The organism is Thermostichus sp. MS-CIW-25, assembly GCF_054060015.1.
Genome location: NZ_JBSSCS010000013.1, coordinates 39,796 through 61,073 on the forward strand (window position 1 = coordinate 39,796; position 21,278 = coordinate 61,073).

Genomic DNA, 21,278 nt, shown 5'->3' on the forward strand with positions numbered 1-21,278 from the left:
GGGGGAACCGAAGGTAACGACATTTACCTGAACCCACTGGATGTCGTTTCCAATTTCTAGGGATCCCCCCGAAGGGGGAACCTTGAACTTCACTCTCCGACGAATAGCGGGGGAATAAGTGGTTTCCAATTTCTAGGGATCCCCCCGAAGGGGGAACGCCACGAGGTTTTTGACAGCAGCTTTCCGCTGTGCCATTTCCGTTTCCAATTTCTAGGGATCCCCCCGAAGGGGGAACCTGGGTGCTGAGTTGGGGTTACTCTCTATTCAACAGTAAGTTTCCAATTTCTAGGGATCCCCCCGAAGGGGGAACTACTCGGCTTTCGCTTCGTGTGGCCAGAATTGGGCGACCGAGTTTCCAATTTCTAGGGATCCCCCCGAAGGGGGAACGCTTCACGTCGTGGAAGTGAAGGTTAAGGGTGGAAAGTTTCCAATTTCTAGGGATCCCCCCGAAGGGGGAACGGTTGAACCTCCCTTTTTCAGGGATAAAGAACACCCAGGTTGTTGTTTCCAATTTCTAGGGATCCCCCCGAAGGGGGAACAAAACAGACGAACTCCTCTGGATGTAGGCTGTACTCTTTTGTTTCCAATTTCTAGGGATCCCCCCGAAGGGGGAACTCTACCCGCAAGGGAGGTTACTATGCAGATCACATTGGTTTCCAATTTCTAGGGATCCCCCCGAAGGGGGAACACTAACCACCCATCGCGATGGTTATCGCAATAGGGTGCCGCAAGTTTCCAATTTCTAGGGATCCCCCCGAAGGGGGAACAATAAAAAAAAGGACAAGAAGGTGGAGGGGGCCTTCTTGGTTTCCAATTTCTAGGGATCCCCCCGAAGGGGGAACATGAGGAGTGCCTGATAAAGGCACTCCTTTTATTTTTTGTTTCCAATTTCTAGGGATCCCCCCGAAGGGGGAACTCCCTGTACGGGCCTTAAATGACCCCAGAACGCCTCTGAAGGTTTCCAATTTCTAGGGATCCCCCCGAAGGGGGAACGCGGCGGTATCGAGAGCGACTGAAGCAGCGTTTGGCCCAGGTTTCCAATTTCTAGGGATCCCCCCGAAGGGGGAACAGTCTAGAAGAATATAAGACTCATGTCAGCAACAAGGGGTTTCCAATTTCTAGGGATCCCCCCGAAGGGGGAACCTTGGTATTTGGGGTCCATGCGGATACGTAGGCACACCACGTGATGTTTCCAATTTCTAGGGATCCCCCCGAAGGGGGAACATGAATCCCCTAGTGTACGAGGGGATTGAAATCAAGGTTTCCAATTTCTAGGGATCCCCCCGAAGGGGGAACCCCAGTTGATCCTGTGGGATCTGTCGGGAGAGCCAGGTTTCCAATTTCTAGGGATCCCCCCGAAGGGGGAACTTCTCCTTAGTAAAGGGAGGTACATATGGAAATAAAAGTTTCCAATTTCTAGGGATCCCCCCGAAGGGGGAACTAAGCTGAAATTCCTCGTACACGTCAGAACATGGTGTTTCCAATTTCTAGGGATCCCCCCGAAGGGGGAACTGCTACCAGTAACATCAGGTGCAGCAGATGCTTTGATTGCAGTTTCCAATTTCTAGGGATCCCCCCGAAGGGGGAACAATTGCCGAGAAACTCGGCAATCGTTGCATAGAAAATGTTTCCAATTTCTAGGGATCCCCCCGAAGGGGGAACAAGCAGCCGCAGTTGCTGATCACCAGCCCCAGTGTCAAGACAGGTTTCCAATTTCTAGGGATCCCCCCGAAGGGGGAACTTGTACTTTCCAAAAGGAACGTTGAATTCTCCTTTGCGGTTGAAGTTTCCAATTTCTAGGGATCCCCCCGAAGGGGGAACGCGTGTTGCGGTTCGATGGCCTACCTGTCCCTCCCGACGTGAGTTTCCAATTTCTAGGGATCCCCCCGAAGGGGGAACCCAAATTGATTGACATCCAGATCCAGAAAGCCAAAGAACGCGTTTCCAATTTCTAGGGATCCCCCCGAAGGGGGAACTGTTTTGGGAGGTTAGGTTAGATTAACGTAACGTGCAGGTTTCCAATTTCTAGGGATCCCCCCGAAGGGGGAACTTTCAGTAGTGTGATAACGGGGATTAGTATCCCCGTTATGTTTCCAATTTCTAGGGATCCCCCCGAAGGGGGAACACCTGGGTGTGTTGGGTTGGGGGTTACTCTTTATTCAACGTTTCCAATTTCTAGGGATCCCCCCGAAGGGGGAACTTCCACCTGGGTGTTCTTTCTTCCCACACAAGGGAGGTCTATTGTTTCCAATTTCTAGGGATCCCCCCGAAGGGGGAACGGTATAGATAAAGAGCTTACCCCCGTCGGGTGTTCTCTCTACGGTTTCCAATTTCTAGGGATCCCCCCGAAGGGGGAACACCCACCAGCGTGGGCAGTGGCGGGTAGCACGCTAATCTAACGTTTCCAATTTCTAGGGATCCCCCCGAAGGGGGAACACGTGGTTTCCACTGGTTAATATCTCCAACGACCAAAAGTTTCCAATTTCTAGGGATCCCCCCGAAGGGGGAACTAGGCACACTTCTCAAAGGAGTAAACCATGTCAAAACGGTTTCCAATTTCTAGGGATCCCCCCGAAGGGGGAACCAAAAGCTCACATAAATGTAACCTACGCCACCTGGGATGTTTCCAATTTCTAGGGATCCCCCCGAAGGGGGAACCACCCAGGAGATAATCCTGGGTGCTGAGTCAGGTGAGTTAGTTTCCAATTTCTAGGGATCCCCCCGAAGGGGGAACTGTATGCTTTCACATTCTGAAGGACGAGTAACCCCCTAATCGTTTCCAATTTCTAGGGATCCCCCCGAAGGGGGAACTTCAGGAATGGTAGACAAACAGTCGTCTAAGAAGTCGAACGTTTCCAATTTCTAGGGATCCCCCCGAAGGGGGAACACCGAGCTGACTGGGAGACAATGGGGGGCGATTTTGATGGGGGTTTCCAATTTCTAGGGATCCCCCCGAAGGGGGAACACTACGTAAGTGTAGCGGATTACATCGGATTTGGTGTTTCCAATTTCTAGGGATCCCCCCGAAGGGGGAACATTAGGTAACGTTCGCCATTTGACCATTTGATAATCATGGTAGAGTTTCCAATTTCTAGGGATCCCCCCGAAGGGGGAACAACGGGTTCAGGGGTGTCACCCAGTGTGACCCTAACTCCTGTTTCCAATTTCTAGGGATCCCCCCGAAGGGGGAACAGGTAGGGTGTTCCGCACCTCTTCTAAAGCAGCCTCTAAGTTTCCAATTTCTAGGGATCCCCCCGAAGGGGGAACAGTACGAACGGGTTGAAGACTACATCTACTGTCAATACGAAGTTTCCAATTTCTAGGGATCCCCCCGAAGGGGGAACAGCAGGTTTGGCTGTTCCTTTAAAAACATCCCGGTCCTGTTTCCAATTTCTAGGGATCCCCCCGAAGGGGGAACACGAAGCGCTTGACATGGCTTTCGCCATGGTAGAGCGTTTCCAATTTCTAGGGATCCCCCCGAAGGGGGAACAGAAGTGGTGAAATACCACTACAGTCGCTACTCGAAGACCGTTTCCAATTTCTAGGGATCCCCCCGAAGGGGGAACAGTGGGGAATCCGCTGGTTAATCTAGTTCCGATCCAAAGTTTCCAATTTCTAGGGATCCCCCCGAAGGGGGAACTTCTTTTATCCCTGTAAAGGGAGGTAAACCATGATTACGGTTTCCAATTTCTAGGGATCCCCCCGAAGGGGGAACTCTTTATTCCCACACAAGGGAGGTTCGTTATGAATACTTGTTTCCAATTTCTAGGGATCCCCCCGAAGGGGGAACTGCCCAGAGTGGGCTATTGCGTGTAAGCTGACCTAGTTCCTGTTTCCAATTTCTAGGGATCCCCCCGAAGGGGGAACTTGGTAACCAACCTGTGGACTACGCCGAGTTTCGCCGGTTTCCAATTTCTAGGGATCCCCCCGAAGGGGGAACGGATATTGCCTTCCTAATGGGGCGATTCAACTGGGGGGACGTTTCCAATTTCTAGGGATCCCCCCGAAGGGGGAACTTTTCCTTAGACAAGGGAGTGTGGGAATTAGTCGCCACTGTTTCCAATTTCTAGGGATCCCCCCGAAGGGGGAACCGTAGTTATTCCACGACCCAAACAATGTAATTTGCATACAACGTTTCCAATTTCTAGGGATCCCCCCGAAGGGGGAACGATCTTTGTGGACAGATACCCCAGCTTGAGGGGCTGTGCCGTTTCCAATTTCTAGGGATCCCCCCGAAGGGGGAACCCCCAGGAAACACGAATCCTAGTTGATCTAGGTGCTCGTTGTTTCCAATTTCTAGGGATCCCCCCGAAGGGGGAACCCCTATCACGATAAGTATCGCGATGGGTGGTTAATGTTTCCAATTTCTAGGGATCCCCCCGAAGGGGGAACCAGCAGAAACCTAATGGGAAAGTCTTCATTTACACAGAGTTTCCAATTTCTAGGGATCCCCCCGAAGGGGGAACTTGACACAACCAGAGCAACGGTCCGGTAGGCGTTGCGTTTCCAATTTCTAGGGATCCCCCCGAAGGGGGAACATCCGGTATCTTGCTGGGGTACTCGGGGAGGTGAGTTGGATCGTTTCCAATTTCTAGGGATCCCCCCGAAGGGGGAACTTCGAGAAAAAGCAGCCAGTCTACGTTGAGATCTGGGTTTCCAATTTCTAGGGATCCCCCCGAAGGGGGAACGTTTCAGTGTTTCCCTGCCAAAGTTAGGAGGATCGGGTTTCCAATTTCTAGGGATCCCCCCGAAGGGGGAACGGTTTAGTTTATTGCACAGGACTTAGCCCACCACAAGGTTTCCAATTTCTAGGGATCCCCCCGAAGGGGGAACCAAGGGTGGTTTTTCTACCTGCCTAAGGGAGCAATATCGTTTCCAATTTCTAGGGATCCCCCCGAAGGGGGAACCTCCAATGGAGAGTTCTTCCACATTGGAGGTAATAACGTTTCCAATTTCTAGGGATCCCCCCGAAGGGGGAACTGCAACTAGCTCAAGTAGTATACGAACACGAGTCAAGAATTATCGTTTCCAATTTCTAGGGATCCCCCCGAAGGGGGAACTTCATTTTGACCGCGTTCGGGTGTTGTGTTGATCTATAGTGTTTCCAATTTCTAGGGATCCCCCCGAAGGGGGAACGGCTTATCGGCTTCCCTCCCGACGGCACGGACTAACATGTAGTTTCCAATTTCTAGGGATCCCCCCGAAGGGGGAACTTGGGCCGTACGTACATCACCTGACATACCGTTGTTCTTGTTTCCAATTTCTAGGGATCCCCCCGAAGGGGGAACTTTTATGGAGATCCGGTTGATTGGGCGCTGGGAGCGCCACATGTTTCCAATTTCTAGGGATCCCCCCGAAGGGGGAACCTGTATGAAGACCCGCGTTTTCCTGCGTCTCTTGGCCTGTTTCCAATTTCTAGGGATCCCCCCGAAGGGGGAACGTTTCAGTTTTCTCATCAGGCTCCTGCCTGAGGAGTACTGGCCGTTTCCAATTTCTAGGGATCCCCCCGAAGGGGGAACACCTACCTCAGAAAGTGTACCTTTTATGAGTTTCCGAGTTGGTTTCCAATTTCTAGGGATCCCCCCGAAGGGGGAACTTCGAAGCATAATTTCTTTCCGATTGAGTAGTATTCGTTTCCAATTTCTAGGGATCCCCCCGAAGGGGGAACCCGACCACGAGTTGTGATCATGATAGCCATAGTGAAGTTTCCAATTTCTAGGGATCCCCCCGAAGGGGGAACTTGTTAAACATCCGTACCACCAGAGGCTTGGGCTCGATAGTTTCCAATTTCTAGGGATCCCCCCGAAGGGGGAACTTGTACCCCTCTCGGGCGTACAAACAAGCAGTACTTTCGTAGCCGTTTCCAATTTCTAGGGATCCCCCCGAAGGGGGAACTGCCTTACGCAATTCTGCAATAGTAGCGGATGTGCCGTTTCCAATTTCTAGGGATCCCCCCGAAGGGGGAACGGCTCGGCTCGAAGCCGAGTATAAAGCCTCACTTGCAAGTTTCCAATTTCTAGGGATCCCCCCGAAGGGGGAACAAGGTAGAGGAGGACTGGCTCCTGCCTGAGTGGAGTGTTTCCAATTTCTAGGGATCCCCCCGAAGGGGGAACATCAGCAAACTGAACCAGCTTACCAACTAAATCAAGTTTCCAATTTCTAGGGATCCCCCCGAAGGGGGAACCTTTCTATCCCGATAAGGGAGGAGTCTATATGATTAGTTTCCAATTTCTAGGGATCCCCCCGAAGGGGGAACCTCCAAATCCAACATCGTCGAAACCTTGAAAAAGGAGTTTCCAATTTCTAGGGATCCCCCCGAAGGGGGAACCACCCAGGATTTCTCCTGGGTGTTGTTTCTACTCCCAAGTTTCCAATTTCTAGGGATCCCCCCGAAGGGGGAACTCTACTCCTTTAGGAGGGTACTATGAACAAAATTCAGCGTTTCCAATTTCTAGGGATCCCCCCGAAGGGGGAACCGCAGATCTTCCACCGCTTTACGCGCTTTGCGCATCATGTTTCCAATTTCTAGGGATCCCCCCGAAGGGGGAACGACCTACATGTTATTCTTCCTCCCGCTGAGCCAGGTGTTTCCAATTTCTAGGGATCCCCCCGAAGGGGGAACCGCAAAGCCAAAGCGGCAGCAGAAGAGTTTCGCAAGAGACGTTTCCAATTTCTAGGGATCCCCCCGAAGGGGGAACACCAAAGCCAACTCGTCCACAACCGCCGGTGTCAGTTGTTTCCAATTTCTAGGGATCCCCCCGAAGGGGGAACGCAGCTTAACCAGGTGTTGGGAGTGACGGTTAATTTGCGGTTTCCAATTTCTAGGGATCCCCCCGAAGGGGGAACTTTCCCGAATTCCAGCTGCTCTAATTTGGCTGGCAAGAGCGTATGCACGTTTCCAATTTCTAGGGATCCCCCCGAAGGGGGAACAAGCCGCAGCGATTCAACTGCCCAGCGGACGAGCAGATGATCAACGTTTCCAATTTCTAGGGATCCCCCCGAAGGGGGAACCAGCCCTGACAAAGGGCTGTATGAGGGTCAAACGGTCAAGCAGTTTCCAATTTCTAGGGATCCCCCCGAAGGGGGAACATGATGGCGCTCTTGGCCTTAACATCGAGGCCAACAGTTTCCAATTTCTAGGGATCCCCCCGAAGGGGGAACAACTAGTTGACTGTACAAGTAGAACGCTTCTACTCTAAAAAGTTTCCAATTTCTAGGGATCCCCCCGAAGGGGGAACCCTACCCCTATTAAACCCAAGCAGGGCAAGGAATGCAAGACCCATTTGCGAGGGATCCGGAAAAAAGTCGGCAAAAAGGGTGCTGGCGAGGGGGCTTTGGGGCCGGAAAGCCTTGTGGCGCAAGGCGTCGAGGGATCGGACGAAAGAATCGGCCTTTGCGGCTTTTGGCGGATCGCTCGCGCAGGCGTTGATACCGTTTGAGTGTACTTTTGGAAACACCGAGTGCTTAAGTAGGAAGAGACTTGCCTGAGCTACACAATGACCGAGCTGGGGGGTGCAGTCAGGGCAGGCCCACCCCAGATTTCCACCTGGGCGAGGACATAGCTAGTGAGCGGATAGAAGCGGACGCTGTCTTCCTCGGGCTTGATCTTCTTGCGGAGCCGCAGTTTGAGCTCCTCGAACTTGTCTTTGTCGAGGACGCACTCAAACACGCTGTATTGCACGCGCTTGCCGTAGCCTTCTAGCAGGTCGGCAATTTTCTTGCGTCGCTTGTCGCAGGGAGTATCGTAGGTAACAACATAAAGAAACATCAGCGAATCCGGTAGGGCTGGTACAAATCTTGAGGATTATAGACGGATTGCTTAAACTTTTTAACTTGCTGCGTTAGCAGATCCCAGCGGGGTTGATCTCCGTCAGGGGTCTGGATGGATCCCTCCATTCTTTGGATGAAAGCTGTAAGGTACTTTTTCCTGCCACTATCACTTAGAAAACAGCCACCATCGCGATACTCAAAGTCTTCTTCGATGTTCATAATGCCCTTGTTGATCAGCCAGAGGACTATTGAATCTACAATAGGCGCCCGAAATTCTTCCAGTAAGTCCGAAACCAGAGCAGCATGGCGTTCGCTGCTGGCGTGCAAGCAACCCTGATAGGGATCCAAATCTTGCAGCTCAATCAGGGTTAATAGATGGTTCCAGAGCACCATGTAGCCAAAGCTGAGCATGGCATTAACCGGGTTAGTGGGCGGCTGTCGAGTGCGGTTAAGCAAAACAAAGCCCCTTTGCTGAAGGCAATTTCCCAATTCCGGGAAATACAGAGCCGCAGCCGCTCCTTCAATGCCCCGCAATTGATCTAGAGACTTGGCCTCAAGAGCTTGAGCAGCCAAATGTTCCAGACTGCGCAGGGTCAGATCCCCTGTTTCAGTGGGGCGTTGCCTGAGCTGCCTCATCAGCAGCACCCGGCTATTGAGCAGCTTGGCTCGCACCATCTGGGCTGCCGTTTGCAATCGCCATTCTTCAGGGAGCGCTTGTTGCAAATGAGCTAAGCGGCGGTACCCCCTCTCTATAGGAACAAGGCGACCATAGCAATAGCCTAGCCGGGAGAGATAGGCAATAGGAATATTCCGCCTCAGGCACGCTCTCACTACGTCTGTGGTGACCTGGGATCGGCCAAAGATTAAAATTTGCTCCAGCAAGGGTAGAGGCACCTCCTGCAAGAGCGACTCGCCCAAATAGACCATTACGAACTCTTGCTTAAGGCTTAGCCTACACCCCTGCTGAGAGACATATAAAGTTCGCATTATTCGTCATGACGACGCAGATCTTCAGCGCCTCGCCTCTGATCTATGGCATTGCCGGGTTTAGAGCGGCCACGCTCCGGTAAAATCTCAACATCAATTTCAGGACTTGACAAGAAATCCATCACGATCTCGGCCAGACTGCCCGAAAAGAAGCTGGCAATCGCGACAAGAATGGTATTGGTAATCACGGCTGCCAATCCCAAAGGAGCAATTAGCAGGATGGCCAGCGTGATCGAGCCGTTGACCACAGCTGTAACAAGGTTTCTAAGAACTTTGGCATTGATCCTCTTTTTGGACATTTTATTCCTCCAGAGATTCTCCAAGATCTCTACCTCAAGGGCCAGATTATTCCAAAATCATCAGCATTTTTCCTGAGCTGTTCAAGATAACTTTTCCTAGGATCCACCGTTGCCCCAAAAACGGTAACTACTTGGTAATCATCTAGGTTGGCAATCCAAACAGGCGAGGGCACGACATCTCCCTGCACACCTCCGCACAAGAATTTGTCGTATCGCCCTTCGCCCTGCCGGCCCAATTGATGCAGGATTGCCAAGGCATAAGGCTTTTTGAATTCTTCCTTGCCGCTGCAGACTACAATCTGGCAGTTTCTGTCCACTGCTTGAGGCCATCTCTCTTTAGCAACTTGGTCAAAGCTGCATGGATTTCTGGGATCAAGAGCCTGCTCGCTGAGGGCCCCGAGAGCCGCAAAGAAGTCGACCAGTCGCCGTTGGAAAAGTTTCTGAAACTCGGCCACTGACTCTGGAAGATCCCAAAATGAATCCTCCGACTCAGGGATCAGGGTAGAGCCACGCCACCAAGGAGCTCTACCGCGGTCTTGGCGAGAGTAGCAGGGCCTTCTTGCCCCCTGGCCAATACCTCCCAGATGAAACATCATCCACGTGAGGTTCCGAAAGAGCTTTTGCACCGCTTCCTGCTTCTCCTTTGAAGCATAGTTTTGGCACTCCTCAGAAAGGCTGAGGATGAGGATCCCTTCTTGCCGTCCGGCAGGCTCCCCCTTTCCTGCTTGATTGGGTTCCGGCTCCGGTTGAGTTACTCGCCCCTTCAAAAGATCCACGTGGATCCAGCCGTGTTTTTGCTGGGGAGTGATGGCCCCAAAAAGTTGCCCCTCCCATTCCTGCACCTGCTTCACGGGCAAAACACCCAGGGCAAAGGTTCGAAACCAGTAGCGCAGCATGTTCTTAAAGGCTACCGGTCGGACTTCGGCAATTGATTTGTTGTCATACCGGTTCTTATCAGGTCTCCAGTTGACCACTTGCCGCCCGTGGATCAACTGACCCTCCAGCTCAAAAGGCAGCCGCAAGAATTCTCCCTTGTATTGGGTGGGGGTTTGGTCAGTTAGGATTAGTCGCCCATAGCCGGTGTTAACCTGGGATCCCACTCCTTGCTCCAGCCCGCGGATGAGCCATTCTTTCACTTGGGCTAACATCTCGTCGGTGCAGCCTGGGCCTTTGCGGATCCCGATTAAAAACGTGGCCTGTTTGAGAGAGAAAAAGACATTGGGATTTGCTTTATATTCCAAGCTGTTGCCATTCCATCTCCAAACGTTATTGGCAATATCAACAGCCAAGCCTCCCGACCTGGAGTTATCAGGATCCCCTTGTTTTTGAGTCCTGGTCGGCACAGGGTAGGCATCCAAAAAGATCACCTTGCCAGCACTATCTTTGTCCTCAGCTTCTAGATGCCCAAGCCAGGGTGCCACTGCTTTATCTGCCTCCTCCCAAGACAGGTTGTGCTTCCGCATCAACTCTCGAATAGCCTGGGTGCGGGCTACCCCCCGCAAGGTGGAGCTGGGAATGTAGGGGATCCCCAAGTGATCAAAAGCGGGCAGCAGCATGCTTTCCGGGCCTTTGGCTCCACCCACCCGAATTCGCCAGGGACAGGTGACCTGAAAGGTGTCATTGGCAATGCGCTTGATGCGATTGTTTAGAACTTGCAAGCGGGAGCTGTAGTCTGCATTTGCTTCCGCTGCTTCCGCCCGATGCACCAGATCAACTTTGGTTCCGTCCCTGAAAGGAGCCCCATAGGCTCTCATCCAGCGCAGATATTCAATAAAGCTCGCTGTGGAAGCCGGCCTAGGACTGGGATCCGAGGGATGTCCTAACCAAGGAGAAGGTTGGGAATGGTTGCCGCCCCCTCCACCACCACTCCCCCCTCTCTGATTGGGGGGATGGCCTCCTCCTCGACTTCCTGAACTTGGCAGACGGCTGGGATCCCCTTGCTGAGGTGAGCCTGGTCTTCCAGGACGGGGAAGGGGTTGTGGAGCGTTGGCAGGACGATTGCTAGGCATTTGATCTTCTCCTAAAGCTGGAAAGCAGTATTAGGAATTGCGAAGCGTTTCCCGAAATTCGCGCAACATGGCGCTGGTGCCAATTTCTAAGGCGCGTCGAATGAGTTGAGGCACAAGCCTGGGGATGTCGAAGTCTGGGAAAAGTCGGCTGCAGCTCGATTCTACGTAGTCTTCTCCCTGCAGAATAAATATCCGTAAACTTCGCTCACCCAAGATCCAAACTTCGGGCACGCCAATAGCTTTATAGGCATCGATAAAGGTCCGGGAAGTAACGTCGGACTCAATGGCCAGATCAGGCGGGGGCAATAGATCAACATCAATTCTTCCCTCACACCCTCGCACCTGCTCTAGGTAATGGACATAAAAGCAGGTGTCAGGCTCTACCCCAGCACTGCCAGACTTTTTAAGGGTTGTTGAGCCAAAGTCTTCCCAGTCTCTCCCTTGAGAATCGAGAATGGCTGAGACAATGTAGCCGGCAATGCGATGAGGGCGCTCGTGTTTGGATAAGGGAGACATAATCTCTAAAGTGCCGTTGTAATAGGCAACGCGAGTGTGGCGGTCTTCCCCTAACTCCTCCAAAATGCTCTCAAAGTCTTGCCAAGTCAGCGAATGGATGACCACTTGGCTTCCTTCACACAGGGAAATAGACTGGATTGGAATGGCTACGCTCATTATTCCCCTCCGCTAATGTCATGGTAAATGGCTGTAGCCCAGAAGCTGAATTCTTGTGCCAAAGCAAGTCCCAGCCCTGTTAAGCCCAGGTACTCTTCAACTCCCAACCCCATGAGACGATCCAGGCCGTTGGATTTGGCAATTTCGTTTTGACCGGAGATCTTTTCTAGGCAATCGAAAAACTCCTTGACCACCTCTTTTTTGCCCTCTTGGCTAAGGGCGTCTTCTTCGGCCTTGAGGCGCAGCAGGCCCCAAGTAGAAAGATAGGTGTAGAGCTCCACAGCCTGGTTTTTTTGCTCTTTTAGCCTTTCTGGATTCCTGGTTTGCGCTCTGAGCTGGCACAGGGATTCGTAAACGGGCTTGGCCAATGTACGCGGGTCAAAGCTATTCATAAAACCTCCCTCCTAGGTTGAGATCTAGTTCAAAGACAGCTCCACAAAGCCTCGGCCCAAGCTTTCCTGGCCGCCAATCTGCATAATCTGGTTAGATTGCAGCAGCTTTTGAAACTCTTCTGCTGTCTGTCGAGAACTGCCATTTGCTTGGGCTGTAACCCCCCAGGTAAAGTACATCAAGCTATCGGGAGGAATAGCCTCTTCATAGCGGAAGCCTCCTTCCACAACCTTGTGCTCGCTAAGCTTGACTTTCACCTGCCGCCACAGGCTCATTTGAATGAGGGTGGCACAATACTGATCTGGTAAAACGATCACGCGACTGATGTTGGGGTCTTTGGTGTAGCTCTTCCATTCCGACCATTGTTTGAGACCTTCTTTGAGAATGGCATCTTTGAGGTAAATGGGTCGGTCGGCCTTCAAGCTCGTACTGTAGGGATCCGGCACTGACAGATTCTGGCCTGTTAGCCGCAGCCAGCGCTTGAGCAGAAGCGGGCAGCTTATCCACACCACCCCGTGGCTGAGGGAGGGCACCGGGATCCACAGCAAAGAGCCATCTCCAATCCAAATAGACCCCTGGGTAAGCTGATCCCCTTCCCCAATTTCGTTGCCAAAGAGCTCAAATTTTTTGTCTTTATCGGCCACGCTGGCCCGCAACCTGCCCCGAATGGTGCTGGAAGGGATGTAGGGCAAATGGGTGTGGGATTCGCGGGCAATGCCCAAGAGGTTGCCTTCTTGGGTGGTGCCGCCAGTGTGCAGAGGGGTCAACAAGGTGAGATAGACTACGTGAAAAGCCATAGGAAAACACTCCTTCATCAACTCTGAAACAGAACTTCAAACACCTGCGCTCAGTCGGCCCAACGGAGCCAAAGCAATTCGCTGTAGCCCAAAAGCCGCCAGCGATAGAAGACGTTGGGCCGGCCATCTTCCAGCTCCGGCTCTTCTTGGTTGAGGGGGGCCGGTTGCTCCAGGTAGTAGACACTGCCAGGAGGCGCTGCAAAAACTTGAGGAGCGGGTAGGCTCATCTGTCGCGGCTCTTGGGGGTGATCTACCCGCAGGCGGCCGTTGATGGGAACGGGCTTGCCGGTGGCCACGCTCACCAGGGGGCCGGTGAGGGAGTGAGCAGGATGGGGAGTGGCCAATCGCCATTCCCACGGCCAGGCACGGCAGAGGGAACGCCCGTCCACCTTTTTGATGAACACGCCTGGGGTCGCTAAGTAGGCCAAAGCGCGTCCGGCTTGGCAAAAGGCGGCCTGAGAAAGGGCCTGCAACTGCTGCCACTGCGCCTGCAACTTCGGACAAGGGGCTAGCAAGGCACCGTGGCCTTCTCCCCCCAGCCGCACAAACACTTCTTGCTGCAGGGGCAAGGGATCCCAGGCTTCCCCATCTGGATCCCAGCACTCGATGGAAAGGGCCAAACTCCAGCCCGGCTGAAGGCGGATACAGGTCTCCACAAAGTAGCCATCGGCTTCTCGCACTTGCCGCTTGCTCACCTGCAGGGTGTTGTGGGGCCGCACTTCATACTTCAGCGGTGGCTTAACGGCCTGGCTGAGATCCCAGCCTTTGCCTTCCAGCGCCTTTTGCACCGCCTCGAAGGGCAGGTAGCCTCCTGTTTTCTTCTTCTTGCTGCTCTGGCTGCGTTCGGGTTCCTCCTCTGCTGGCCTCAAGGAAACCAAGGGGGCTGGCCGGGTGGGATCCCAGTGGCAATGGAAGTAGGGATCCCTCTCGTCCAACCAAGGAACGGGAACAAGGGGGGATCCGTCTTCCAGATGCAGAGGGGCGGGGAAATAGAGCCTTTCGTCATGGCAGAGAAAGGGGCCCCGCAGCCGCAGCGTCAAGGGCTGGCCCAGGTAGGCTTGAACAGCCCCGGCCAAGGTGTGGCCACTGGGGGGAAAGCTGCTATTGGCCCAGGCCCGCTCTCCCGGGGCAAAGGGCTTGGCATCTCGAAACATCCACACATCCAAGGGTGATAGGGTAAACCAACTCATCGGCTGTTCCTCCCCAAAGCAACGGTGCGGTTGCGCAGCACAAAAGCTGCCAACTTGAACCAGTTTTTGATCTCCAGATCCCACTCCTGGGGCTGGGCGGGCAGGCTGTGCTGCCAAAAATGCTGGATAAACTCCACAAGCTTGTTCTGGAAGTGCTCTTTCTGCTCCGATTCCTGTTTGAAGAGATCCCGGCGGCTGCAGAACAACCGGGCCCACTCGCGCACTGCCTCTAGGCTCGGAGCTGGGTGTTGCTCCCAAAGCTGGGCCGCTTGTTCAAACAAGGAGCTTTGATCCTGCTGCTGGCCCATGAGCTTCCAGTCAAAATCAAGGAGGTCTTTCCACTTGTCGAACGTGTCGAACTTGCTGGTGCTCACCAGTTGGTTGCCATTGGCAAACAGCACCCGCACCTGCACGCTGTCTTTGGGGCAGCCATGGGCATAGAGGTGGCCCTTGGCTTCTTCTTCCGCTTGCCAAAGGTTTTCCAGGGCAATGGCCAGAGGCACCGAGTGATGGGCAATCACCACGCCGAAGCTGATGGTGGCTGCAGATCCCAGGGTAAAGAGGGGGCGCCGGCTCAAACCTTCGGGAGGCCGCCCTTTTTTCCACTGCCAGTAGTCCCCCAGGTTCTCAAACTCCCGCCAGTCATCCTCTCCCCCCCGGAAACACTGGCGAATATCCCACAGCCAGCCATCCCACTCCCAGAGGTTGGTGTAGGCCAAAACGTCGTCCCCACCGGCGTAGATGAGCTTGCCTGCATAGCGTTGCTCTGTTAGGTAGGGCACCAACTGGCCGGAAAAATCCAGCAGGGCGCGGCTTAGGGCGCTGTGGGTGGCAGGCCCCATGCGCTTGCGGCTGTTTTTGACAAACTTCTGAAAAGCGTCTTTGACTTGCTCCAGCTCCTCCTTGTCCTTGCCAAAGACCTCGCCAATGGCTTCCGTTTGCCCGTTGGCCAGCCGCTGTAGGGGTTGAGGCAGATAGTCGTAGTAGGATTTCATCTTCTCGCCCCTGAGCCATTTGCCCATGTCGTCCCCATCCCCGGCAGCCAGCACGTACCAACTGGCGGGGTTAACGCTGGGGTAGTAGCGGCCTAGAAGCGTCTCGATGTCCTGCCGGTAGCTTCTTTGCGTTTCCTCGTCCAGCTCCAGGTCTTCCACCAGCCAACCAGCATTGAGCAGACGGGGATGGTAGCACAGCTCCTGCTGGTCGGCCCACGGGATCCCCCATTTGCCCCGCATTTCCCGCAGCACCCCTCTGACCTCCGGGTAGCGGGCCTCCACTGCCTGACAGGCCTGCTCGAAGTGCTCTCGTTCCCGTCGCCCTTGGGTTTTGAGGTAGCCGGCTACGCCAGCCGTGAGATCCGGGTAGGAAGCGGCAATCTGGTCTTCATCCAGCTCGCGGAAGAGCTCCGGCAGCACTTTGTACAAGCCCCGCTTGAGGGTTTCGGTGGCATTGAGCTGTTCCCGGCCATCGAAGAGCCCGGCCTGCCGTTGCCAAAGCCGCCGACTCTCCCCTTCTGTTATCCACCCCTGCCGCGGCGAGGGATGCACCACCGGCCCCAAGCCCGAAACGGTGCTGCGCGGCCCAAACGCAACGGGGAGCTGCCAATCGCGGGCCTGCTTACAAGCGGCTTGTAGCCGCCGACTTTGCTCCACTGCGGCTGCCCACCAAGATCCCACGTTGAGTCCGGCCTTGTATTGGCGGCGCTGTTGTCTTTGGGGATCCCAAAAGCTAGCCCGCAGAAACTCCAGCTCCTCATCAGCAAAGAGCTTTTGCTTGGCCTCTAGGTGATGGGTGCGGTTTTGGGCACTGACCCAGGGATCCGCATCAATGGAAACCTGAGGGGGCTTGAGGATGCCGGTATCCTTGAGGGCATGAGCCGGGGATCCCAGGGGCACGGCTGCCCAGTAGTGCTGCCACTGATGCTCCAGCCATCCCTGCCAGGTGGGGTCCTCTGGGTGCAACTGCCTCAGCCAGCGGCGATCCCCCTGCAGGTAATCCAGCACCTTCTGGGCCAACTGCTTCCATTCTTCCTTGAGGGTCTGCTGCGCCATCTGCATGGCCGCTTGCACCCGGTCTTCCGGCAACAGCAGCAGGAGCACGTTGGGAAAACCGGCGGTGAGCAGGGCGTTAGGCGAAGGCTGAGGGATCCATTCTTCAAATTCGGGGTACTTCTCCCGCAGCCAGTAGTCGATTAATGGCTGGCCATAGAGGCTGGGGTAGAGTAGGCAGTCGGGACCGTATTTTTCAGCTAGTCGCCAACTTATGCGAGCAGAAAGGTAGTGCAGCAGCCAGGAGCCAGCCCAGAAGTCCCGCATTTTGCGGCTGGCTTTGATCAACTCTTGGATGGGGTTGAAGGTAAAGCTCACCAAAAAGGGTCGCGTGGGCTCGTCGTAGCCGGCCAAACATCCCGCTAGGGCTGCGGTGACGCTGGCGTGGCTCCACAGGGATCCGTCTGGAAGCCGGGTTTCTGCCGGCAATAGCAGCAAGCTCTCATCCCCAAACTTCTGACAAATGGCCTGGGGAAAGCACCGCCAAAACCACCAAAACACTTTTTGGGGATCCTCCTCTTGCCAAACCCAATCGGGGATGGCGCTCTCCTCCCGTTCCATCAGGTAGTCTGCACGGGAGCGGGCATCCTTGAGGGCTTGGTGTTGGTCATCGGCCAATTGCCAAAAGCGCTTGCGCCCGGAGAGCAAGTGGCTCATTTCTAGTCCAAGACCCAAGTTGCGATCCTCAACTTGATAGTTGATGGCTATGGGCAAATGGCCAATGGCCGCGCGGTCGCTGGCCGAGGCGATGAGATCGGCATCGCCTATGGGAGAGGATCCCTCGGCTTTGGGAGAAGACCATCCCTGCATCGCCGCCAGTCTGGTCCACGGCCCTTCCTTGGAGCGGCCAGTCCTGTCGTGTAGGGCTTTGAGGGCGGGATCATGTAACAGACCCCAGAGCTTAGCTTGCCAGTAGTAAGACATGGTGTTTTCGCTGGAGAAACAGAACAGTTAGGAACTCCTCGAACATCGATCTGATCCCGGCCAGCCCTCAGTTTTCTTCAGTATTTCTCAATAGCCGTTGTTTGACCAAAAACCCAGAACCTGAGGGCGAACCGATGTCTTTAGCCTACGGAGAAGTGGAAAGATCCCCTTCCAACTTCCCTTCTGCCCAGGTCAATTTGGGAAACAGCTCTTCCAGGCCAGGCAGCAGGTCTTGCAAAACAAAGCTTTCTAGAGCTTCGCTGTTCAAAGGGTCTAGATTCATCTGCACATGGGCAACATCGTTGCGGTACTGGCTGAGGCGAGACCAGAGATCGGCAAGCTGCTTGGCGTCGGGCACATGGGTGGTAATAGGAGGAAGCGCCTGGGGCTGGTCTTCCCGTGGGATGAGGGATCGGCCCGATTCGCCAGTCGCAGGGGGATCTCCAAGGGGCTGGTCTTTCCGCGGAATGAGGGATCCCAGTTGGTGTTCGATCTCCTGCCGCGCTTCCCGCTGGCGGTAGTTGGGCAGCCCCTCACACAAGCAGAGGGCCGAGATCACCCACTCCCGAGCTAAGAGAATTGCCTGCGTGGTGAAGCGTTTCTCCACATACCAGCGCAGCAGTTGAAATTGCTTTTGAACTTGAGCCTTGGCATCCGTAGCTCTGTCTGCTGGCAAAGCCAGTTGGCTGTAGCTATCCTGAATGCTTCGCAGCAGCAGACCAAAAGGCTTGGCAAATTGGCCCACCTCTTCTGCCAACTCCTGGGTGGAGTGCCTTTGCAACCTAAGCAAGTCATCCTCCAAAAGGCTGACCGGTCTTACCAGCTCCAGGGAACGAGAGATATTGCGGATGGCTTGGCCAAAGTTCTGCAGCCGGATGGGCTTGGGATCCCTTTTGCCGAGCTTTGGTTGGCGGTAAAAGTCCCGTTGAACTGTATCCAAAAGTTGGCCCAACTCCAAGGCCGAGCCGGTGCTGATGAATTTGTCGGTAGCTGTCAGCCAATCCAAAAGACGAAGGGCGGGGGTGAGATCGATAATGGGGGTTTCCGCTTGGCCAGAGCGGTACAGACCATAGTAGAGACCCTGAATCTCTACATTTTTGGCCTTGCGCAAAAGGGCAGCTCCCAAGAGCACCAGTACGGGGATGGAGCGAAAGGCGTGGGTGATATCGAAAACCAGCCGCGTATGGGGCTTGATGCTATCGACCAGCACATCGAAGATCTCCCAGGTCTCTGCCTCGGTTTTCCCTTCAGGAATGGCCTTGGCAATTTTCTCCACGTGGGGGGGTAGGCAGTCCTGTAGATGCTTCCAATGGGTGTCATGTGCTTCTTGGGTTAGCAGCACAATCACCCTCTCGATGTCAAAGAGCTGACAGAGGGCTTTGGCAACATAACGGGTTCTATCGGCTTTCCGCTCCCCAAAAACATACACCGTCTCGCTGTAGGGGCTGGTGCCTAGAGTGGTCAAAAGGGTATTAGCCATAGGGATCCTCTCGATGACGGCTTTCAAGCATTGAAGCACGGGCATCTTCAAGCTACTGCAGCTTGGAAGCCCCCCCTTCTCAAGTTGCCTGGAGAGGGTTCTGGGTTGAATGTTGCTCTATCCTCTCCCGAAAAGTGGCATCCTCTGCTCAGCCGGTGCCAGAAAGATGGGGATCTCTACCCCCAAAATTGAGTGGAGCCATCTTGCCGCTGGATTTGGATCCCTGCTCGACAACTGTTTCAAAACGGTGAAGGTGGGGGATGTCAGAGCTAGCCTAGACAGAGATTCGGCCATCCTAAACAACGGGGATCCTGTGATGCTATCGACTCCAGAGTTGTCCATTTCAGGTCAAAAGCTAACTCCCGAACAGTTTCTGGCCTTGCCGGAGGGGGATATTGTCTATGAGCTAGTCGATGGGCGGGCCGTCTCCAAAAACGAACCCATGTCGCCAAAGCGCTTCCATGCTCGTCTCCAACCGGTGTTGTGGCAAATTTTGGAGGACTGGTGCTCTAGCCCTGAGTGTCCTAAGCCTGGGTCAGCACATACTGAGTGGGCAGTTGTTTCAACACGAAAGGCAGAGCCCTGGATCCCAGTTCCTGATGTTACTTACATCTCTAACGAGCGGTTGCCAGTTGAGGCCATGACCGATGAGCCTTGTTTTGCCATTCCCGAGTTGGTGATCGAGATCCTTTCTCCTGGCCAGAGTTTTGGAGCCATAGCTCAGAAGGCAACCGATTATCTAGAAGCTGGGATCCCCAGGGTTTGGGTTGTGGATCCCCAAGCCAAGAGCATCACCGTCTTCTATCCCGATGCCCCGCCGCGCACCTTTACGGGATCTCAAGCCATTCAAGATGATTTCCTGCCGGGTCTAAAGGTGATCCCTCAAGATATATTCGCTCAAGCCCGGATCCCTTAGGGGGTACCTAGCGAGCCCACGATAATCAAAAGAGAGCATCCGGCAGAGGTGGCCACCCGCTCGGGTCTGGAGCTGATTGGCTCAGGAATGCCGAAGGGATCCCGAAGCGATATTCCCTGCTATGGGCTAATGGCGAGACGGAAAAGCTTCTCATCGGCCAGTTGAAGAACTTCCTGCCCTGCAGCCGCCAGTTGTTCCGGGGGCAAGTTCCGGTATTTGTCAATAAACTCGGGCAAAACTTGAAACTCCACCCGCTTGCCGGTCTCTCGGTGGATGACCACGCTGCGCATTTTTTCAAGAGATTCGACCTCCACCAGCTTCAAGTTCAACTTGCCCAAACTGGCTCCTGTTGCAGCATGCAAGCCATCCACAATGCACACGAACGGGATCTCTGCCGGCGACTCGTGAATGACCTCCACCAGAAAACGGTTCCTAGAAGTGTGGGGAGTTGGACTCATCAAGCCCAGCTCCTGCAGAGCGCGCATCCCCATGCGATAGCCGACCACGGCCCAAGGCCCAGCTCCGCCATGAATTTCCGTTACTCGCTGAATGGCCGCCGCCGTCGAGTCCGTTGCAGAACTGGTGATTGGATGAGCTGTCGCTGGTGCTCCCAGAGCTAGCTGAAGGGCAACCAGCAGAAGGGAAAGCTGCCGTGGCTTGGCAACAAGTGACAACTTCATAGGCAGTGCAGTAGAGAGGGCTGAAAAGTGGAGATGGGTTAGCCTATCCTAGGCCCCACTTTTGAGCCTGTCTATGCGGGGGTAGGGGATCCAGCCCTCTTCTGGGAACTCTTCCGAAAATCACCTCCTGGCTGAAGAGGGCTAAGACCAATGGTATTGTCAGAGGTAAGCCCCTGGGCGTTGAGCACTTTCACGTGGCTGCTGTGGTCGAAAGTGCCTTGCTGCTGGCAGCAGGCCTTAGCACCCCTGACTGCCCTTTCCACTGATCGCCCTGGGGCGCCGCGCGCTGCTTGACAGAAGCGAGCTGTGTTCACTAGCATTTCTTAAATATGCTTCACGTGGCAGTTGTGTGATGAGCCACTCAATGACTGCTGAAGCTTCAATGGCAAACCCAACACATGTCCCTTACGAAGCTCCCGTAGTGGACCTATGCCTGCCCGTGCGAGGAACTACCCTCCCAGCAGATCACGGGTACGCTCTACTCGCGGCGCTATGCCACCAAGTACCAACACTGCACCGAAACCCTCACATCGGGATTTTGACAACAGCGGGAATTGGAGACAGACGAGGCAAAATCTTACTGACTCCGCACTCCCACATTAGAATTCGGCTGCCCATGGAAGCAGTGCCGGAGGTGTACAAGCTAGCCGGCAAGCAATTGAAGATTGGATCTCACGAAGTACAGCTAGGGATCCCCAGGATTTTTACTCTCAAACCAAGCACTTCCCTAAAAGCCCGAATTGTTACAATCAAGGGCTACACCGAGCCAGATCCATTTGTGCAAGCTGCCCAAGACCAGTTAGAGAAGCTTAAGATCTCAGGCCGGGTATCAGTACTGCAAGATAAAACTGGGAAACCCTTGCGCAAGACCTTGAGAATTAAAGGGCATACGATTGTAGGTTTCTCAACCTTAGTAGAGAACCTACAGGAAGAAGACTCAATTCGCCTCCAGCAGGTAGGGCTAGGTGGCCGGCGGCGCATGGGTTGTGGATTCTTTTTGCCGTGCAGGTGAGGATGGATCTGCAATGTTTAAGTTTAAGTTTCTATTGGCTAAATCCTTAGCACAATGGAATGCCGAGTGCCAATCCAGAGAGGAGTACGCTCAGGCGAAGCGTG

13 protein-coding genes and 1 CRISPR repeat array (1 of these 14 running past the window's edge) are annotated in these 21,278 nt (G+C 54.1%); of the genes, 2 read left to right on the forward strand and 11 right to left on the reverse strand.

Features of this window, described 5'->3' with window-relative positions:
* A CRISPR array of direct repeats spans positions 1 to 7,238; the repeat unit is 36 nt; unit sequence GTTTCCAATTTCTAGGGATCCCCCCGAAGGGGGAAC; it begins 3,527 nt to the left of the window's first position.
* Between the two features lie 251 nt (positions 7,239 to 7,489).
* The 10 genes from cas2 to csx2 all read right to left on the reverse strand — a co-directional run bounded on the left by cas2 (position 7,490) and on the right by csx2 (position 18,566).
* Entirely contained in the window at positions 7,490 to 7,768 is a 279-nt protein-coding gene (gene cas2, locus ACVWZ1_RS06740) for a CRISPR-associated endonuclease Cas2 (protein ID WP_414329659.1), read from the reverse strand.
* Entirely contained in the window at positions 7,768 to 8,757 is a 990-nt protein-coding gene (gene cas1, locus ACVWZ1_RS06745) for a CRISPR-associated endonuclease Cas1 (RefSeq protein ID WP_414329661.1), read from the reverse strand. Before cas1 ends, cas2 begins: the two co-directional genes overlap by 1 nt.
* Entirely contained in the window at positions 8,757 to 9,056 is a 300-nt protein-coding gene (gene csx18 / locus ACVWZ1_RS06750) for a CRISPR-associated protein Csx18 (RefSeq protein ID WP_414406322.1), read from the reverse strand. The genes cas1 and csx18 overlap by 1 nt, the downstream gene beginning before the upstream one ends.
* Positions 9,057 to 9,085: 29 nt before the next feature.
* On the reverse strand, positions 9,086 to 11,065 hold the full coding sequence (locus tag ACVWZ1_RS06755; protein WP_457502914.1) for an RAMP superfamily CRISPR-associated protein: 1,980 nt from the start codon (positions 11,063 to 11,065) through the stop codon (positions 9,086 to 9,088).
* A 30-nt stretch (positions 11,066 to 11,095) separates the two neighbouring features.
* Positions 11,096 to 11,737: a Uma2 family endonuclease gene (locus ACVWZ1_RS06760; RefSeq protein WP_457502916.1), complete on the reverse strand. Its 642-nt coding sequence runs from the start codon at positions 11,735 to 11,737 to the stop codon at positions 11,096 to 11,098.
* Positions 11,737 to 12,129, reverse strand: coding sequence for a hypothetical protein (locus ACVWZ1_RS06765; RefSeq protein WP_457502917.1), 393 nt, complete (start codon positions 12,127 to 12,129; stop codon positions 11,737 to 11,739). Before ACVWZ1_RS06765 ends, ACVWZ1_RS06760 begins: the two co-directional genes overlap by 1 nt.
* A gap of 24 nt (positions 12,130 to 12,153) precedes the next feature.
* On the reverse strand, positions 12,154 to 12,924 hold the full coding sequence (gene cmr4, locus ACVWZ1_RS06770; RefSeq protein WP_457502918.1) for a type III-B CRISPR module RAMP protein Cmr4: 771 nt from the start codon (positions 12,922 to 12,924) through the stop codon (positions 12,154 to 12,156).
* A gap of 50 nt (positions 12,925 to 12,974) precedes the next feature.
* Positions 12,975 to 14,114: a type III-B CRISPR module-associated protein Cmr3 gene (locus ACVWZ1_RS06775; protein WP_457502919.1), complete on the reverse strand. Its 1,140-nt coding sequence runs from the start codon at positions 14,112 to 14,114 to the stop codon at positions 12,975 to 12,977.
* Complete coding sequence (gene cas10 / locus ACVWZ1_RS06780) at positions 14,111 to 17,086, reverse strand: type III-B CRISPR-associated protein Cas10/Cmr2 (protein ID WP_457502920.1); 2,976 nt, start codon at positions 17,084 to 17,086, stop codon at positions 14,111 to 14,113. Before cas10 ends, ACVWZ1_RS06775 begins: the two co-directional genes overlap by 4 nt.
* A gap of 145 nt (positions 17,087 to 17,231) precedes the next feature.
* Positions 17,232 to 18,566 carry a TIGR02221 family CRISPR-associated protein gene (csx2, locus tag ACVWZ1_RS06785; protein WP_457502921.1) on the reverse strand — a complete coding sequence of 445 codons (1,335 nt, stop codon included), beginning with the start codon at positions 18,564 to 18,566 and terminating at the stop codon, positions 17,232 to 17,234.
* A 166-nt stretch (positions 18,567 to 18,732) separates the two neighbouring features.
* Here csx2 and ACVWZ1_RS06790 point away from each other — a divergent pair, with 166 nt between their 5' ends.
* Positions 18,733 to 19,482 (forward strand): Uma2 family endonuclease, encoded by a 750-nt coding sequence (locus ACVWZ1_RS06790; protein ID WP_457502922.1) that lies wholly within the window; start codon positions 18,733 to 18,735, stop codon positions 19,480 to 19,482.
* Between the two features lie 119 nt (positions 19,483 to 19,601).
* Here ACVWZ1_RS06790 and ACVWZ1_RS06795 read toward each other — a convergent pair whose 3' ends face one another.
* The gene (locus tag ACVWZ1_RS06795) at positions 19,602 to 20,162 is read right to left on the reverse strand and encodes a formylmethanofuran dehydrogenase subunit E family protein (protein ID WP_457502923.1); all 561 of its coding nucleotides are present in this window, start codon (positions 20,160 to 20,162) and stop codon (positions 19,602 to 19,604) included.
* Between the two features lie 382 nt (positions 20,163 to 20,544).
* Here ACVWZ1_RS06795 and cas6 point away from each other — a divergent pair, with 382 nt between their 5' ends.
* Positions 20,545 to 21,174, forward strand: coding sequence for a type I-MYXAN CRISPR-associated protein Cas6/Cmx6 (gene cas6, locus ACVWZ1_RS06800; protein ID WP_414341825.1), 630 nt, complete (start codon positions 20,545 to 20,547; stop codon positions 21,172 to 21,174).
* Positions 21,175 to 21,278 lie beyond the last annotated feature (104 nt).

Coding starts and splice junctions, on each gene's coding strand:
- cas2 (WP_414329659.1), bottom strand. CDS start 7,768: ATGTTTCTTTATGTTGTTACCTACGATACTCCCTGCGACAAGCGACGC.
- cas1 (WP_414329661.1), bottom strand. CDS start 8,757: ATGCGAACTTTATATGTCTCTCAGCAGGGGTGTAGGCTAAGCCTTAAG.
- csx18 (WP_414406322.1), bottom strand. CDS start 9,056: ATGTCCAAAAAGAGGATCAATGCCAAAGTTCTTAGAAACCTTGTTACA.
- ACVWZ1_RS06755 (WP_457502914.1), bottom strand. CDS start 11,065: ATGCCTAGCAATCGTCCTGCCAACGCTCCACAACCCCTTCCCCGTCCT.
- ACVWZ1_RS06760 (WP_457502916.1), bottom strand. CDS start 11,737: ATGAGCGTAGCCATTCCAATCCAGTCTATTTCCCTGTGTGAAGGAAGC.
- ACVWZ1_RS06765 (WP_457502917.1), bottom strand. CDS start 12,129: ATGAATAGCTTTGACCCGCGTACATTGGCCAAGCCCGTTTACGAATCC.
- cmr4 (WP_457502918.1), bottom strand. CDS start 12,924: ATGGCTTTTCACGTAGTCTATCTCACCTTGTTGACCCCTCTGCACACT.
- ACVWZ1_RS06775 (WP_457502919.1), bottom strand. CDS start 14,114: ATGAGTTGGTTTACCCTATCACCCTTGGATGTGTGGATGTTTCGAGAT.
- cas10 (WP_457502920.1), bottom strand. CDS start 17,086: ATGTCTTACTACTGGCAAGCTAAGCTCTGGGGTCTGTTACATGATCCC.
- csx2 (WP_457502921.1), bottom strand. CDS start 18,566: ATGGCTAATACCCTTTTGACCACTCTAGGCACCAGCCCCTACAGCGAG.
- ACVWZ1_RS06790 (WP_457502922.1), top strand. CDS start 18,733: ATGGGGATCTCTACCCCCAAAATTGAGTGGAGCCATCTTGCCGCTGGA.
- ACVWZ1_RS06795 (WP_457502923.1), bottom strand. CDS start 20,162: ATGAAGTTGTCACTTGTTGCCAAGCCACGGCAGCTTTCCCTTCTGCTG.
- cas6 (WP_414341825.1), top strand. CDS start 20,545: ATGGCAAACCCAACACATGTCCCTTACGAAGCTCCCGTAGTGGACCTA.